Annotated in this window: 16 protein-coding genes; 5 read left to right on the top strand and 11 right to left on the bottom strand. The window is 66.5% G+C overall.

Annotated features, from left to right (window positions below):
* Positions 1 to 68 precede the first annotated feature (68 nt).
* The 3 genes from GA0116996_RS00810 (at position 69) to GA0116996_RS00800 (ending at position 3,176) form a co-directional block, all read left to right on the top strand.
* The gene (locus GA0116996_RS00810; RefSeq protein WP_092306425.1) at positions 69 to 410 is read left to right on the top strand and encodes an NAD(P) transhydrogenase subunit alpha part 2; all 342 of its coding nucleotides are present in this window, start codon (positions 69 to 71) and stop codon (positions 408 to 410) included.
* A complete protein-coding gene (locus GA0116996_RS00805) occupies positions 410 to 1,885 on the top strand; it encodes an NAD(P)(+) transhydrogenase (Re/Si-specific) subunit beta (protein ID WP_092306423.1) in 1,476 nt (491 codons plus the stop codon). The genes GA0116996_RS00810 and GA0116996_RS00805 overlap by 1 nt, the downstream gene beginning before the upstream one ends.
* A 244-nt stretch (positions 1,886 to 2,129) precedes the next feature.
* The gene (locus GA0116996_RS00800; protein ID WP_092306422.1) at positions 2,130 to 3,176 is read left to right on the top strand and encodes a response regulator; all 1,047 of its coding nucleotides are present in this window, start codon (positions 2,130 to 2,132) and stop codon (positions 3,174 to 3,176) included.
* A gap of 27 nt (positions 3,177 to 3,203) precedes the next feature.
* On the opposite strand, the gene GA0116996_RS00795 is transcribed toward GA0116996_RS00800, so the two are convergent.
* The 9 genes from GA0116996_RS00795 to GA0116996_RS00755 form a co-directional block, all read right to left on the bottom strand.
* A complete protein-coding gene (locus GA0116996_RS00795; protein ID WP_092306420.1) occupies positions 3,204 to 4,457 on the bottom strand; it encodes a THUMP domain-containing class I SAM-dependent RNA methyltransferase in 1,254 nt (417 codons plus the stop codon).
* A gap of 63 nt (positions 4,458 to 4,520) precedes the next feature.
* Complete coding sequence (locus tag GA0116996_RS00790) at positions 4,521 to 5,126, bottom strand: 2-hydroxychromene-2-carboxylate isomerase (RefSeq protein ID WP_092306418.1); 606 nt, start codon at positions 5,124 to 5,126, stop codon at positions 4,521 to 4,523.
* Positions 5,127 to 5,191: 65 nt separating this feature from the next.
* The gene (locus GA0116996_RS00785; protein ID WP_092306416.1) at positions 5,192 to 5,614 is read right to left on the bottom strand and encodes a CopD family protein; all 423 of its coding nucleotides are present in this window, start codon (positions 5,612 to 5,614) and stop codon (positions 5,192 to 5,194) included.
* Between the two features lie 48 nt (positions 5,615 to 5,662).
* Positions 5,663 to 6,943 carry a glutamate-5-semialdehyde dehydrogenase gene (locus tag GA0116996_RS00780; protein WP_092306414.1) on the bottom strand — a complete coding sequence of 427 codons (1,281 nt, stop codon included), beginning with the start codon at positions 6,941 to 6,943 and terminating at the stop codon, positions 5,663 to 5,665.
* An 84-nt stretch (positions 6,944 to 7,027) separates the two neighbouring features.
* Positions 7,028 to 8,086 (bottom strand): DNA polymerase III subunit delta, encoded by a 1,059-nt coding sequence (gene holA, locus GA0116996_RS00775; protein WP_092306412.1) that lies wholly within the window; start codon positions 8,084 to 8,086, stop codon positions 7,028 to 7,030.
* Between the two features lie 7 nt (positions 8,087 to 8,093).
* On the bottom strand, positions 8,094 to 8,609 hold the full coding sequence (locus tag GA0116996_RS00770) for an LPS-assembly lipoprotein LptE (RefSeq protein WP_062801706.1): 516 nt from the start codon (positions 8,607 to 8,609) through the stop codon (positions 8,094 to 8,096).
* A 44-nt stretch (positions 8,610 to 8,653) separates the two neighbouring features.
* Positions 8,654 to 11,275, bottom strand: coding sequence for a leucine--tRNA ligase (gene leuS, locus GA0116996_RS00765; protein WP_092306410.1), 2,622 nt, complete (start codon positions 11,273 to 11,275; stop codon positions 8,654 to 8,656).
* Positions 11,276 to 11,443: 168 nt separating this feature from the next.
* Complete coding sequence (gene dapB, locus GA0116996_RS00760) at positions 11,444 to 12,241, bottom strand: 4-hydroxy-tetrahydrodipicolinate reductase (protein ID WP_092306409.1); 798 nt, start codon at positions 12,239 to 12,241, stop codon at positions 11,444 to 11,446.
* A gap of 108 nt (positions 12,242 to 12,349) precedes the next feature.
* Complete coding sequence (locus tag GA0116996_RS00755; protein WP_092306407.1) at positions 12,350 to 12,991, bottom strand: outer membrane protein assembly factor BamE; 642 nt, start codon at positions 12,989 to 12,991, stop codon at positions 12,350 to 12,352.
* Here GA0116996_RS00755 and GA0116996_RS27905 point away from each other — a divergent pair.
* Positions 12,990 to 13,199, top strand: coding sequence for a hypothetical protein (locus tag GA0116996_RS27905; RefSeq protein ID WP_133250508.1), 210 nt, complete (start codon positions 12,990 to 12,992; stop codon positions 13,197 to 13,199). The two genes, GA0116996_RS00755 and GA0116996_RS27905, sit on opposite strands and share 2 nt — an antisense overlap.
* A 39-nt stretch (positions 13,200 to 13,238) precedes the next feature.
* Complete coding sequence (gene fur, locus GA0116996_RS00750) at positions 13,239 to 13,670, top strand: ferric iron uptake transcriptional regulator (protein ID WP_012353845.1); 432 nt, start codon at positions 13,239 to 13,241, stop codon at positions 13,668 to 13,670.
* A gap of 95 nt (positions 13,671 to 13,765) precedes the next feature.
* Here fur and GA0116996_RS00745 read toward each other — a convergent pair whose 3' ends face one another.
* On the bottom strand, positions 13,766 to 14,761 hold the full coding sequence (locus GA0116996_RS00745; protein ID WP_092307326.1) for a LysR family transcriptional regulator: 996 nt from the start codon (positions 14,759 to 14,761) through the stop codon (positions 13,766 to 13,768).
* Positions 14,762 to 15,132: 371 nt separating this feature from the next.
* Entirely contained in the window at positions 15,133 to 16,131 is a 999-nt protein-coding gene (gene gap / locus GA0116996_RS00740; protein ID WP_092306404.1) for a type I glyceraldehyde-3-phosphate dehydrogenase, read from the bottom strand.
* Positions 16,132 to 16,210: the final 79 nt, after the last annotated feature.

Here is a 16,210-nt window from a genome sequence, read left to right as displayed (position 1 = left end):
TAATACTGCAAAGAACAATCACAGCAACACGCAGCATCCCGGTTTCAAAAGCAACGGAGGAGAAGTCGATGGAGATGGTGAACCACACGGTGATCAACCTGATCATCTTCGTGCTGGCGATCTACGTGGGTTACCACGTGGTCTGGACGGTCACGCCGGCCCTGCATACGCCCCTGATGGCGGTAACCAACGCGATCTCGGCCATCATCATCGTCGGCGCGATGCTGGCCGCGGGTCTGACCGAAGGCGCCACGGGCCGCATCATGGGCACGCTGGCGGTGGCATTGGCCGCGGTCAATGTGTTCGGCGGCTTCCTGGTGACCCAGCGCATGCTGGAGATGTTCAAGAAGAAGGAACCGAAGGCCAAGGCGCCCGAGGCCAAGCCGGCACTGGCCAAGGAGGGCGCGTGATGGCGGGCCTCGTCAGCATGAACCTCGTCACCCTGCTCTACCTGGTGGCCTCGGTCTGCTTTATCCAGGCGCTCAAGGGGCTGTCGCACCCGGCCTCGGCGCGCAAGGGCAATGCCTTCGGCATGATCGGCATGGCCATCGCGGTAGTCACCACGCTGGTCCTGATCGTCAAGCTGAAGAATGAATTCCTCGCGGCGGGCACGGCCCAGTCGTCGGTGGGCACGGGACTGGCGCTGATCTTCGCGGCGCTGGTGGTCGGCGGCGGCATCGGCGCCTACGTCGCGCGCAAGGTGCAGATGACCAAGATGCCGGAACTGGTCGCGGCGATGCACTCGCTGATCGGCCTGGCCGCGGTGTTCATCGCGGTGGCGGCGGTGGCCGAGCCGGCGGCGTTCGGCATCAGCCCGGCCGGCTCGCACCTGATCCCGCTGGGCAACCGCATCGAGCTCTTTATCGGCTGCTTCGTCGGCGCGATCACGTTCTCGGGCTCGGTGATCGCCTTCGGCAAGCTGGCCGGGCGCTACAAGTTCCGCCTGTTCCAGGGCGCGCCGGTGGTGTTCGCCGGCCAGCACATGCTGAACCTGGCGCTGGCGGTGGCCATGGTCGGCTTCGGCATCGCCTTCTTCATGACGCAGGAATGGCTGCCGTTCCTGGTGATGCTGGCGATCGCCTTCGTGCTGGGCGTGCTGATCATCATCCCGATCGGCGGCGCCGACATGCCGGTGGTGGTGTCGATGCTGAACTCGTACTCGGGCTGGGCGGCCGCCGGCATCGGCTTCTCGCTGAACAACCCGATGCTGATCATCGCCGGCTCGCTGGTGGGCTCCAGCGGTGCGATCCTGTCGTACATCATGTGCAAGGCGATGAACCGCTCGTTCTTCAACGTGATCCTGGGCGGCTTCGGCGGCGATGTGTCGGCTGGCGCAAGTGCCGGCGCGCAAGCGCAGCGCAACGTCAAGTCGGGCTCGGCGGACGACGCCGCCTTCCTGATGGGCAACGCCGAGACCGTGATCATCGTGCCCGGCTACGGCCTGGCGGTGGCACGCGCCCAGCACGCGCTGAAGGAGCTGACCGAGAAGCTGTCCGAGAAGGGCGTGACCGTGAAGTACGCGATCCACCCGGTGGCGGGCCGCATGCCGGGCCACATGAACGTGCTGCTGGCCGAGGCCGAGGTGCCGTACGACCAGGTCTTCGAGATGGAAGACATCAACAGCGAGTTCGGCCAGGCCGACGTGGTGCTGGTGCTGGGTGCCAACGACGTGGTCAACCCCGCGGCCAAGACCGATCCCAAGTCGCCGATCGCGGGCATGCCGATCCTGGAGGCGTACAAGGCCAAGACCATCATCGTCAACAAGCGCTCGATGGCCGCCGGCTACGCCGGGCTGGACAACGAACTGTTCTATATGGACAAGACCATGATGGTGTTTGGCGACGCCAAGAAGGTGGTCGAGGACATGTTCAAGGCGGTCGACTAAGGCCGCACAGCCGGGCCGGCCCGCGCCCCCGGGGTGCGGGCTTTCCTGGTCCCGGCGTGGTTCACCGCCCTGGCCCGCCGGCCCTGCTGGAACAAGGGCCGGCACCCCTTCCCGCCCCGCCGCAGGCGGCCCCGGCCGCAAGGCGTGCCTTGCAAGGCAGCCGTGGCGCGCTATACTGGCCTGCGAATACGCACGCTGGCTTGCCACTTGCGCCACGCCTGTGCCAACCCCTGCCCGCCGCTCCATGACCTTCAATCCGCACGACAGGAATCTGTCGGTCTTCCATCACCCGGTCCTGACTGTCCTTGTGGATGACAGCAAGTCCTTCATCGACAGCCTGGCGTTCCAGATGGATGCCGCGCGCGGGGTGATCACCTTCACCGATCCGCGCGAAGCGCTGCAGTGGATCCGCGAAGCCTACGCCACCCGCTTCCCGGGCTTCCTGCCGGTGCGCGTCACCCACGACGACCTGACCTTCCTGACCGAGCGCCGCACGGTCCAGCTCGACATCGACCGCATCTACCGCCAGATCCACGACGTCAACCGCTTCCTGCAGCCCGGCGTGGTGGTGGTCGACTATTCGATGCCGCAGATGGACGGCCTGGAATTCTGCCAGGCGCTGCAGGACCTGCCGTGCAAGACCATCCTGCTGACTGGCACCGCCGATGAAAGCATCGCGGTGCAGGGCTTCAACCACGGGCTGATCGACCGCTATGTGAAAAAGCACGACAGCAATATGGTGGAGCGGCTCGACCAGGAAATCGAAGCCATGCAGCAGGCGTACTTCGCCACGCTGTCGCGCACCCTGCGCGAGCTGCTGACGCGGCATTCGTTCTCGTTCCTGTCCGATCCGGCCATGACCGAGCGCGTGCGCCAGCTGACCGCGCGCTACGGCTTTGTCGAGTACTACCTGTACCCCAATCCCGCCGGCATCCTGCTGCTCACCGCGCAGGGCCACGCCACCCTGATGGTGATCGAGACCCGCGCCGGCCTGATGACGCAGGTGGAGTCGGCCGAAGCCTACGACGCCCCCGCCGCGCTGATCGAAGGCCTGCGCGAAGGCCGGCTGGTGCCGTTCTTCTGGCCGGGCAACGGCATGTACACGCCGGCCTGCGTCGACTGGGAACAATACTGCCTGCCGGCCGAGCGCTGCGAAGGCAGGGAAGAATTCTTCTACGCGCTGTTCGACCTGCCGCGCCACCTGCTGCAGGAGCCGGTGGTCAGCCTGCAGAGCTTCCTGGCGGATTTCAGCCGCAACCCGGAGGCGCTGACGGGGCGCAAGCGCTCCTGACGCCACAGCGCCCGTGCGCAGCCGGGGTCAGTCCGCCTGCGGCGCCCGGTTGGCGCCGCGCACCATGTCGAAACGGAACAGCCGGCACTCGATATTGCCGTTGTAGAGCGGCGTGCGGCGCGACTCTTTCAGCCGCAGCCGGCGCGGGAAGCCCAGGTCGCCGGTGAACACCCACGCCTGCCAGCCCGCGAAATACTGTTTCAGTGTGGTGGCAAAGGCGCTGGCGAACTGGTTGGCGGCGGCCTCCTCCACCTCGTCGCGCGGCAGCTCGTCCTCGGGGGCGCGGCGCTGCCCGCGCACCGCGATCCGCTCGCCGTACGGGGGATTCATCAACAGCAACCCCGGCTCGTCATAGGGCGGCTGCACGAAGCGCGCGTCCACCTGCTTGGTGCGCGCCTCGCCCGGCAGGCCGGCGCGTTCCCAGTTGGCGTGCGTGATCGCCAGCATGTCGGTGGAGATGTCGGAACCCACCACCTGCAGCTCATCGGCCGAGGCCAGCATGCGCGCGCGCTGCGCGTCCGACTTCAGCTTCTGCCAGGCCTTGGTATCCATGCCCTTGAGCCATTCGAAGGCAAAGCTGCGGCTGCCGCCCGGCGCGATGCCCAGCGCCACCTGCGCGGCCTCGACCAGGAAGGTGCCGCTGCCGCACATCGGGTCGTAGAAGGGCCGGCAGGTCTGGCCCGGGACCCAGCCCGCAAGGCGCAGAATGCCGGCCGCCAGATTTTCCTTCAGCGGCGCCTCGCCCTTCTCGGTGCGCCAGCCGCGCTTGAACAGCGGCTCGCCGGTGGTGTCGAGATACAGCGTGCAGTCGCGCTCGGTCAGGTGGGCGTAGATGCGCACATCCGGGCTCACGGTATCGACGCTCGGGCGGGCCCCCAGCCGCTCGCGCATGGCGTCGCAGACGCCGTCCTTGACCCGCAGCGCGGTGAAATTGAGGCTGCGCAGCGGCGCTTTGTGCGACGTAATGTCCACGCGCAGCGACTCGTCGGGCGAGAACCACTGCTCCCAGCGCACCCCGCGTGCCAGCGTGTAAATGTCGTCCTCGTGCCGGTAGCCGCGCGCGGCCACGCGCATCAGCACCCGGCTGGCAATGCGCGAATGCAGGTTGACCGCATAGGCGGCGGCCATCTCGCCCGAAAAATTGACGCCGCCCGGCACTTCCTGGTGTACCGCGAACGGCGCCAGCGCGGCCATGCCCGGCATCGCGGCGATCTCGCGCAGCTCTTCGGCGAGCGCGCTCTCCAGGCCGCGCGGGCAAGGGGCAAAGAAGGCTTGGGTCATGAGAGGGATTCCTGCAAACAAAAACGTCCGCCGTGGCGGACGGGGAAGTATCGGTAGCTTAGGTCAAGCCGCGGCCAGTGCGCGGTCGAGAAAGTCGAGGCGGTCCTGGCCCCAGAACGGCTCGCCGTCGAACACGTACCACGGCGCGCCGAACACGCCGGCCGAGATCGCCTCCTGCGTGTTCTGGGCATAGGCGGCCTGCACCGACTGCGCCTCGCTGGCCTTGAGCAGGCCGGCACCATCCAGGCCGGCTTCGTCGGCGATCTGCGCCAGCGTGGCGGCATCGGCGATATTGCGCTGCTGCGCCCACACCGCGGCGCAGATCGCGCCGGTCAGCGCCATCGCGCGCGCGGTGCCGTGCGCCAGTTGCGCGGCAATGATCAGCTTGCTGGCGGCATCGCCCGACACCGGGAAGAAGGTCGGTTCCAGGTTCAGCGGAAGGTTCAGGAACGCGCTCCAGCGCTTGAGCTCCACCAGCCGGTATGCCTGCCGCTGCGGCGGGCGCTGCGCCAACGGCAGCCCGCCCGAGACCGAGAACACCTTGCCGAGGTCGCACGGCTTCAGGTTCACCTGCGCGCCGTGGCGCTCGGCGATGGCGCTGAAACGGGCATGGCCCATGTAGACGTACGGCGATTGCGGCGTCAGGTAATAGTCGACCAGCTTGCTCATTTTGGTTTCCGCGACGAAATAGGCAGCAATGTATAGGCGAAAGGCGGGGCGAAAGGCGCCCAGCCTCAGAACGGCTTGACCACCACCAGGATCACCACCGCCAGCAGCACCAGCACCGGCAGCTCGTTGAACCAGCGATAGAACTTGTGCGAGCGCGCGTTGCGCCCCGCCTCGAACTTGCGCAGCAGCACGCCGCAGCCGTGGTGGTAGCCGATCAGCACCAGCACCAGCGCCAGCTTGGCATGCATCCAGCCCTGCCCGGCGCCGCGGCCGATGCCGTAGCCCAGGTACAGCCACAGCCCGAACACCAACGCCGGCACCGCCAGCATGGTCATGAAGCGGAACAGCTTGCGCGCCATCAGCAACAGGCGCTGCGTGCTGGCGGCGTCGGTCTCCATCGCCAGGTTGACGAAAATGCGCGGCAGGTAGAACAGGCCGGCAAACCACGAAACGACGAAGACGATATGCAGCGCTTTGATCCAGAGCATCGGCAGGCGGTCGGCAGTGGACGGTTCTTGTTGTTGGCGGCGCTTGGGTCAGGTCCGGATCTCGCCGTGCCCGAACACCACGTACTTGAGCGAGGTCAGCCCCTCCAGCCCGACCGGGCCGCGCGCATGCAGCTTGTCGTTGGAGATGCCGATCTCCGCGCCCAGGCCGTACTCGAAGCCATCGGCGAAGCGGGTCGAGGCATTGACCATCACGCTGGCCGAATCGACCTCGCGGATAAAGCGCATGCCCGCCGAGTAGTTCTCGGTAATGATCGAGTCGGTATGGTGCGAGCCGTATTCGTTGATATGCGCGATCGCTTCATCCAGGCCGGCAACGGTCTTGATGGCCAGGATCGGCGCCAGGTATTCCAGGCGCCAGTCTTCCTCGGTGGCATCGACCAGGCTGCCGAAGCCCGCCGCTTCCAGCGTGGCGCGGGTGGCCGGGCATACGCGCAGCTCGACGCCCTTCTGCTGGTAGATGCGGCACAGCGGTGGCAGCGCGGCGGCGGCGATATCTTGCGATACCAGCAGCGTCTCCATGGTGTTGCACGGCGCGTAGCGCTGGGTCTTGGCGTTGTCGCAGACGCGCACGGCCTTGTCGAGGTCGGCCTCGGCGTCGATATAGACGTGGCAGATGCCGTCCAGGTGCTTGATCATCGGCACGCGCGCTTCTTCCATCAGCCGCGCGATCAGGCTCTTGCCGCCACGCGGCACGATCACGTCGACGTACTCGGTCATGGTGATCAGCCGGCCCACCGCGGCGCGGTCGGTGGTCTCGATCACCTGCACCGCCTCGGACGGCAGGCCGGCCGCGGACAGGCCCTCGGCCACCAGCGCGGCCAGCGCGGTGTTGGATTCGATCGCCTCGGACCCGCCGCGCAGGATGGTGGCGTTGCCCGACTTCAGGCACAACGCGGCGGCGTCGATGGTCACGTTGGGGCGCGACTCGTAGATGATGCCGATCACGCCCAGCGGCACGCGCATCTGGCCCACCTGGATGCCGGTCGGGCGGAACTTCATGTTCGAGATCTCGCCGATCGGGTCGGCCAGCGCGGCGATCTGCTCCAGGCCCGCCGCCATGGTGTCGATGGCCTTGTCCGACAGCGTCAGGCGGTCGACGAAGGCGGCGTCCTGGCCGTTGGCGCGGGCGCGCTCGAGGTCGCGCGCGTTGACGGCCTTGAGCTTGTCGGCATCGCGGCGGATCGCCGCGGCAATGGTCAGCAGCGCACGGTTTTTGTCGGCGGTGGAGGCACGCGCCATCGCGCGCGACGCGGCGCGGGCCTGGCGGCCGACGCGGTCCATGTATTGGTTGAGGTCGAACTCGGTCATGTCAGTGGCCGGGGGAAAGGCCGTCAGTGTGTGTTCCTCCCCTCGCGCGCGGGAGAGGAGAGCAAATCTTCCGGGAGCAAACGCTCAGCGCGCAATCATCAGCGCCAGTTGCTGCAAGCCGTCCCACGGCTCGGCCGGCAGCGGCGCGGCGCCTGGCGGGGGCAGGTCCTGCAGGCCCTTGACCTGGCGGTCCAGCCGCGCGGCCAGCGCCAGGGCCGCTTCCAGCCGCGGCTGCGACAGGCGCTGCGCGGCCTGCGGCACCAGCCGCTCGCGCGGGCCCCAGACGCGCAGTTCGCGCATCAGCACGCCCGCCGGCTTGCCGCCCGCCAGCCCTTGCCGGACCTTGGATAATACGCGAATTTCCTCGGTCAGCGCCCACAGCACCAGCACCGTGGCCTCGCCCTCGCCGCGCAGCCCTTCGAGCATGCGCACCAGCCGCGGCACGTCGCCCGAGAGCATCGATTCCGACAGCTTGAAGACATCGTAGCGGGCCACGTTCAGCACCGCATCGTGGACCTGGTCGAAGCCCAGTTCGCCGGGCGGGTACAGCAGCCCCAGCTTCTGGATTTCCTGGTGCGCCGCCAGCAGGTTGCCTTCGACCTTGTCGGCGATGAACTGCAGCGCGCGCCGGCCCGGCTCGCCACCCTGCACGCGCTGCTGCTGCAGCGCCAGCCGCTCGCCGACCCACGCCGGCAAGCGGGTGCGGTCCACGGTGTCGACCTTGATCGACACGCCGGCGCCTTCCAGCGCCTGGAACCACGCCGACTTCGCTGCGGCAAAATCCAGCCGCGGCAGCGTCACCAGCATCACCACGTCGGGCGAGGGCTGCGCGGCCACGGCGCGCAGCGCCTCGCCGCCGTCCTTGCCGGGCTTGCCCGAGGGGATGCGCAGCTCGACGATCTTGCGGTCGCCGAACAGCGACATCGACTGCTGCGCCTCGACCAGCCGGCCCCAGTGGAAGCCGCGCTCGGCCACCAGCACCTCGCGTTCGGAGAAGCCGGCTTCGCGCGCCGCCGCGCGCAGGCGGTCGACCGCTTCGAGCACCAGCAGGTGCTCGTCGCCATGCACCACGTACAGCGGCGCCAGGCCCTTGGCCTTGGCCTGCTTCAGGTGCGCGTCGAGCCCGTCGAGCTTGAGCTGCATGCGTGCGTCAAATAGCCTTGACCGCTGCCAGCCGGCGCATCAGCTGCTGCACGATGTCGCGCTGCATGTCGCGGTACAACTGCTGCTCTTCGTAGTCCTTGGCCAGCGTATTGGCTTCGTTGTAGGTCAGGTCGCGCGTCAGCACCAGTTGCGACGGCGCGATCAGTTCCTTGCCGGCGGGGTCGCGCAGGCGGAAGGTGAAGCGCTGGGTCAGGCGGTATTCGCGCACCACGCCCTCGGTCGTGATCGACAGGATGGACTTGGTGCGGGTGTCCTGCAGCACATCCAGCAGCGCGTCGGCCTCTTTCTGGTCGGCCACCACCTGGGTGTCGGAGCCGCCGCGGATGGCGCGGCGCAGGTCCGCGCCCATCAGCGAGTTGGGCGGAATCCCGATATAGAGCCGCTTGAAGGCGAAGTCCGAATTGCCGCGCAGATGGAAGCCGCAGCCGGCCAGCAGGCCCGTGGCCGGCACTGCCAGCAGGGCCGCAAGCAGCTTGCGGCGTCCCAGGTTCAGTCGCTTCATGGTTGGCGATTCCTCTGTCAGGTTCCGGCGGGCGGACCGCGCTGTCAAAGCACCACGTTGACCAGGCGGCCAGGCACCACCACGATCTTCTTCGGCGCCTTGCCTTCGGCAAACTTGGCCACGGTGTCGCTGGCGGCGGCGGTGGCCTCGATCGCGGCGCGGTCGGCGTCGGCGGGCACGGTGATGCTGCCGCGCACCTTGCCGTTGATCTGCAGCACCAGTTCGATTTCGCTGCGCACCAGCGCGGCTTCATCGACCTGCGGCCAGGGGGCGTCGAGCAGGTCGCCGGCCTCGGCGGCATAGCCCAGCTGCTCCCACAGGCCGTGGGTGATGTGCGGCACCACCGGGTACAGCACGCGCAGCAGGATGCCGAAGCACTCGCGGCGCGCCGCCGGCGACGCGGTCTTGGCGTCGTCCAGCGCGTTCAGCATCTTCATGGTGGCGGACACCACGGTGTTGTACTGGATGCGCTGGTAGTCGTAGTTGGCCTGCTTGAGCACGCCGTGGATCTCGCGGCGCAGCTCGGCATCGTCCGCGCCCGGCGCGCCGGCGGCACCGTCGCGGATGGCGGCGGCGTTGGCATAGCCGTAGTTCCACACACGGCGCAGGAAGCGCGACGCGCCCTCCACGCCCGAACCGCTCCACTCCAGCTGCTGCTCGGGCGGCGCGGCGAACATCACGAACAGGCGCGCGGTGTCGGCGCCGTACTGGTCGATCAGCGCCTGCGGGTCGATGCCGTTGTTCTTGGACTTCGACATCTTCTCGACCCCGCCGATCACCACCGGGCGGCCGTCGGCGAGCAGCGTGGCGCCCACCGGGCGGCCGCGCTCGTCGGTCTGCAGGTCGACCTCGGCCGGGTTGTACCAGGTCTTCTTGCCGGCGGCGTCTTCGCGGTAGTAGGTCTCGTTGAGCACCATGCCCTGGGTCAGCAGGTTGGTGAACGGCTCGTCGAACTTGACCAGGCCCAGGTCGCGCATGACCTTGGTCCAGAAGCGCGCGTACAGCAGGTGCAGGATCGCGTGCTCGATGCCGCCGATGTACTGGTCCATCGGCATCCAGTAGTCGTTGCGGGCATCGACCATGGTGGCCGCGTCCGGGCAGGTATAGCGCATGTAGTACCAGCACGAATCGATGAAGGTATCCATCGTGTCGGTCTCGCGGCGCGCGGGCTTGCCGCACGACGGGCAGGTGCACTGCAGGAAGCGGGGGTCCTTGGCCAGCGGGTTGCCGGTGCCGTCCGGCACCAGGTCTTCGGGCAGCACCACCGGCAGGTCCTGCTCGGGCACCGGCACCACGCCACAGCTGTCGCAATGGATCAGCGGGATCGGCGTGCCCCAGTAGCGCTGGCGCGAGATGCCCCAGTCGCGCAGGCGCCAGGTGGTCTTCTTCTCGCCCAGGCCCATCGCGGCCAGGTCGGCGGCGATGGCTTCCACCGCGGCCTGGTAGCCGAGGCCGTCATACTTGCCGCTGTGGATGCAGGTGCCGTGCTCCTTGTCGCCGTACCATTCCTGCCAGGCTTCGGTCGAGTACGGCTGGCCCTTGACGTCGATCACTTGCCTGATCGGCAGCTGGTACTTGTTGGCGAAGGCGAAATCGCGCTCGTCGTGCGCCGGCACGCCCATCACGGCGCCGTCGCCGTAGCTCATCAGCACGTAGTTGCCGACCCACACGTCGACCTTGGCGCCGGTGAGGGGATGCACCACCTGCAGCCCGGTCGGCATGCCCTTCTTCTCCATGGTCGCCATGTCGGCTTCCATGACCGAGCCGTGCTTGCATTCGTCGATGAAGGCAGCCAGTTCGGGATTGTTCAGCGCGGCGTGCGTGGCCAGCGGGTGCTCGGCGGCGACCGCGCAGAAGGTCACGCCCATGATGGTGTCGGCGCGCGTGGTGAAGACGTAGAGCTTGCCGTCGTTGATCGGCTTGCCATCTTCGCCCGGGATGTCATGGGTGAAGGCAAAGCGCACGCCCACGCTCTTGCCGATCCAGTTCTGCTGCATCACCTTGACGCGCTCAGGCCAGCCCAGCTGGTCCAGGTCGCCCAGCAGTTCCTGCGCATAGTCAGTGATGCGCAGGTAGTACATCGGGATCTCGCGCTTTTCGACCACCGCGCCCGAGCGCCAGCCGCGGCCGTCGATGACCTGCTCGTTGGCCAGCACGGTCTGGTCGACCGGGTCCCAGTTGACGGTGCCGGTCTTGCGGTAGGCGATGCCCTTCTCCAGCATCTTCAGGAACAGCCACTGGTTCCAGCGGTAGTAGTCCGGGCTGCAGGTGGCCACCTCGCGCGACCAGTCGATCGCCAGGCCCATCGACTGCATCTGCTTCTTCATGTAAGCGATGTTGTCGTAGGTCCAGGCGGCCGGCGCCACGCCGTTGTTCAGCGCGGCGTTTTCCGCCGGCATGCCGAACGCGTCCCAGCCCATCGGCATCAGCACGTTGTTGCCGTTCATGCGCAGGTAGCGCGCCATCACGTCGTTGATGGTGTAGTTGCGCACGTGGCCCATGTGCAGCTTGCCCGACGGATACGGCAGCATCGAGCAGGCGTAGAACTTGGGCTTTTCCTTGCCGTCGGGCCCCGCCGCATGCTCCGACACGCGATAGGCGTCGATGGCTTGCCAGTGCTGCTGGGCGGCTTGTTCAACGGCGGAAGGAAGGTATTTGTCTTGCATGGTCGGGACAGCGGTCAGGACAGCGTCTGCGCGGCAACTGGCCTGCCGGCATCCGGGAAGATTCGTTCGAAGGAAAGCGGCCGGCGCCAGTCTGGGCGCCCGCCCGGCGTGCAATGCTAAAGCAAACGATTATAACCGTGGCGGCAGCGCTGGCCGCCCCGGGGGCCCTTACTTCAGGCCCAGCACGTCCTGCATGTCGAACAGCCCGTTCGGCTTGTCGGCCAGGTAACGGGCCGAGCGCACCGCACCGTCGGCATACGACTGGCGGCTCGACGACTTGTGGCTGATCTCGATGCGCTCGCCGATGCCGGCGAACATCACGGTGTGGTCGCCGACGATGTCGCCGCCGCGGATGGTGGCAAAGCCGATCGAACCGGGATCGCGCTCGCCGGTATGGCCTTCGCGGGCGAAGACGCCGCAGGTCTTCAGGTCGCGGCCCAGCGCATCGGCAATCACTTCGCCCATCTTCAGCGCGGTGCCCGACGGGGCGTCGACCTTGAAGCGGTGGTGGGCCTCGATCACCTCGATGTCATAGCCGCTCGACAGCAGCTTGGCCGCCACTTCGAGCAGCTTGAAGGTGGCATTGACGCCTACGCTGAAGTTGGCCGCAAAGACGATGCCGATCGATTTGGCGGCCTCGGCCAGCGCGGCCTTGCCGGCCTCGTCGAAGCCGGTGGTGCCGACCACCATCTTGACGCCCAGCTTCTTCGCCGCGGCCAGGTGCGCCAGCGTGCCTTCCGGACGGGTGAAGTCGATCAGGCAGTCCGCGCCGGCCAGCCCGGCTTCCACGTCAGCCGTGATCGCCACGCCGGTGTTGCGTCCCAGAAACAGGCCCGCGTCCTGGCCGAGCGCCGGCGCACCCGGCACGTCGAGCGCGCCCGACAGCTTCACGCCCTCGGTGTTCAGCACTTGTTCAATCAGCATGCGGCCCATGCGGCCCGATGCGCCTGCGATGGCGATGTTCATGGTGTCTGGCTCTGCGGAATATGCGCGGTGCGCGAAAGAGGAACGAGCCGGCCATGCCTGGCCGGCCCGGAAAACCGGCAGCGCGCCGCGGCCGGCGCGCGTGATCGATCAGTTGGCGGCGGGCTTGGGCGCGTCGGCAGGCGCGGTGGCCTGGGCCGGAGCCGACGCTTCGGCGGCGGGCTGCGCCGCCTGCGCCGGTTGTGCGGAAGCGCCGGGCGCTTCCGGCTGCTGTGCCTGCCGCGGCACGAAGTTCTCGACCGTGGTCTGCTGCTCGGCCGGGGCCGCGGCTGCGCTGGTGGAGATCTTGCCCGGCGTCTGCTCCTTGAGCGCCTTCTTCATGCCGTCGATCTCGGCAATCAGCTCATACTCGGACGGCAGTTCGTCGCCGCCAAACTTGACCAGGCGGTCGCCGTCGAAGAACACCGTGTAGCGGCGCTGCTGCACCACCGAGGTATTGCCGCGGCGGAACGAAAACACATAATCCCAGCGGTTGGCGTGGAACACGTCGGTCAGCAGCGGCGTGCCGAGCAGGAACTTGACCTGGTCGCGGGTCATGCCCTCGCGCAGCTGCGAAGCGGCTTCGCGCGAGACGAAGTTACCCTGCACGATGTTGATCCGGTACGGCGTGATGGCGTTGGCTACCTTGCGCGAAGTGGAATCGTAGGCCGAGCAGGCGCCGGCCAGCAGGGCCGCGGCCAGCAGGGAGACAACCAGCGTCGGACGCATGGCGGACGAACGGATAGAACGCATGGATCTCGTTTCCGGAGGGAAAGAAAAAGTAACGCGGCAGAGAGCGGGCTGCGCAGGCATGAAAACGGCGCAAAATGCGCCGATTGCACCACACGAGCGGATGGCATCTGCCGCCGCAACCACATGGGTCGGCAAGCTTGCCGGGCACGCGACGCCGACCTCTGGACATCGTCGGCACGAGCGACTTTTGCTGCCAAAACCCTTATGATTCAACTATCCAGACATTGTACTCTAGGGAGTCACCCACATGCCGAGTCCGGCGGACCTCAAGAATATCGGCCTGAAGGCGACCGTGCCCAGGCTGAAGATTCTTGAAATTTTTCAGACCAGCGAACAGCGTCACCTGAGCGCGGAAGACGTCTACCGCATCCTGCTCAACGAGCATATGGATATCGGCCTGGCCACCGTCTACCGCGTGCTGACCCAGTTCGAGCAGGCCGGCCTGCTGTCGCGCAACAACTTCGAGTCCGGCAAGGCGATCTTCGAGCTCAACGAAGGCAAACACCACGACCACCTGGTGTGCCTGGATTGCGGCCGGGTCGAGGAATTCTTCGATTCCGAGATCGAGCAGCGCCAGCAAAGCATTGCGCGCGAGCGCGGCTTCACCCTGCAGGAACACGCGTTGTCGCTGTACGGCAACTGCACAAAAACAAACTGTCCCCACAGACCCAAACGATAAGCAACCGCTCGCTCCGTTGCCGGAGCGCAGACGGGCAACAAAAAAACCGGCGCCAGGCGCCGGTTTTTTTGTTGGTGGCTTGCTGCCGCCGAGGGTCAGCGCGCCTGCAGGTCCTGCAGGTCCTGCTCGCTCACCACCCGTGCCGGGCGTGCCGGCGGCAGGCCGACGAACTCGCCCACTACCTGGCGGAACAGGCCGCGCGCCCACACCAGCATCGGGTGGGTATTGCGGCTGCGGTGCCAGAACATGTTCAGGCCCAGCGTGGTATTCAGCTCCGCCGGCAGCGGGAAGGCCTTCAGGCCGTACGTTTCGCAGGCCATGTCCTTGGTCAGTGCGTTGACGGTGAAGATCATGTCCGTCTGCGAAGCCAGTTCGGCCTGGGCGCGCCACGAATGCACCGTCAGCGAGGCGTTGCGCTTCAGGCCGCGCTGCTGCAGCGCGTAGTCGAGCGGGATCAGCGAAGGCGCCGGGCGGCCGGAACCACCGGAATGCGCCATGAAGATATGGCCGCAGTCCAGGTATTGCTCCAGCGTGCAGTGGCCCTTCAGCACCGGATGGTCCTTGCGCGCGCACACCCACAGGTTCAGCGACGTCACCATTTCCTCGACGATTTCCGGATGGCGGGTCGGGAACGGCGAGAAGGCCAGGTCGAGTTCATTGGCGCGCATCGACGCCACGTCGGTTTCCCACGAATGGGACTCGACCAGCTTGATATGCAGGTCCGGCGCCAGCGCCTTGATGCGCAGTACGAAACGGTTGAACACCGTATCGCCCAGTTCCGCGGCAAAGCCGATGTTCAGCGTGCCGGTGGCGGTGGCCGGATCGAAGTTGTCCGCGTCGCCCTCGTTGATGGACGACCACAGGTCCAGCATGTCGCGGATCTTCGGGCCCAGCTCGAGCGCGCGCGGCGTCGGCGTCAGCCCGTGCGGGACGCGGATAAAGAGTGGATCGTCAAAGATTTCGCGCAGCCTGCCCAGCGAATGCGAGACCGCCGGCGCGGTCATGTGCATCTTCTCAGCCACGTAGGTGGCATTACGCTTGCTCAGCAGCTCGGTGAAGATCACTAGAAGCTTTGTGTCTACGTTCACCATGATCAGGCCCCCGGTCAGATTTTTCACAGCTAAGATGGCCCCACCACTTGCACTGGCTGCACATCAGATTTCAACAGCGTCTTAACAGTGTAAGAGGAAAAATCAGGCTCGGAAAGCAAATTCGGCATTTCTGAAACGGCTGCCCATGGCATAACTCCGAAAAATTGCGCGATTTCGCCGCAATTGATCGTAGATGCGTACATTGGCGGCGTCGCAACCAGCACTTCGCCGTAGCTATCCTCGACCTTAGGGTTCCACTTTTATCATTCTTTTCTGACGCAACTATTTCAGCCGCGGCAGCAGATCAGCATCCTGCCTGAAAAAAGAAAAACGCGCCCGCAGGCGCGTTTCCCGAGTGCGGCAGGCGCGAATTACTTGGCCACCACGCGTGCCATTTCCAGGCACTTGTTCGAGTAGCCCCACTCGTTGTCGTACCAGCTCACGACCTTGATGAAGGTGCCGTCCAGCGCGATGCCGGCTTCGGCGTCGAAGATCGAGGTGCGGGCATCGCCGCGGAAGTCCGTGGCAACCACCTTGTCTTCGGTGTAGCCCAGCACGCCCTTCAGCGCGCCTTCGCTCTGGGCCTTCATCTCGGCGCAGATTTCTTCGTACGAAGCGGACTTTTCCAGCTCGACGGTCAGGTCGACCACCGACACGTCCGAGGTCGGCACGCGGAACGACATGCCGGTCAGCTTCTTGTTCAGCTGCGGAATCACCACGCCGACGGCCTTGGCGGCGCCGGTCGACGACGGGATGATGTTTTCCAGGATGCCGCGGCCGCCGCGCCAGTCCTTGTTGGACGGGCCGTCGACGGTCTTCTGCGTGGCGGTGGCGGCGTGCACGGTGGTCATCAGGCCGCGCTTGATGCCCCACTTGTCGTTCAGCACCTTGGCCACCGGGGCCAGGCAGTTGGTGGTGCAGCTGGCGTTGGAGATGATCGCCTCGCCCTTGTATGTGTCGTGGTTCACGCCGTACACGAACATCGGGGTGTCGTCCTTGGACGGGGCCGACATGATCACCTTCTTGGCGCCCGCGTCGATGTGCTTCTGCGCGCCTTCCTTGGTCAGGAAGATGCCGGTCGACTCGATCACCACGTCGGCGCCGACTTCGCCCCACTTGAGCTCAGCCGGATCCTTGACGGCGGTCAGGCGGATCTTCTTGCCGTTGACGACCAGGGTGTTGCCGTCGACCGACACTTCGCCGTCGAAGCGGCCGTGCACCGAGTCGTACTTCAGCATGTAGGCCAGGTAGTCGGGCTCGAGCAGGTCGTTGATGGCAACGACTTCGATGTCCTTGAAGTTGGCGGCGGCGGCGCGGAACACCATGCGTCCGATGCGGCCGAAGCCGTTGATGCCGATCTTGATGGTCATGACTGTCTCTCCTGAGGATCGATGGAAACCGGTGGGCGCCGCCTCTGCCGCGCGGCGCACCGCGCGGCTCGAGCGCCCG

The organism is Cupriavidus alkaliphilus, from assembly GCF_900094595.1.
Classification (GTDB): Bacteria; Pseudomonadota; Gammaproteobacteria; order Burkholderiales; family Burkholderiaceae; genus Cupriavidus; species Cupriavidus alkaliphilus.
The sequence above is the reverse complement of the archived record's forward strand: the minus strand, read 5'-3'. Positions and strand labels throughout refer to the sequence as shown.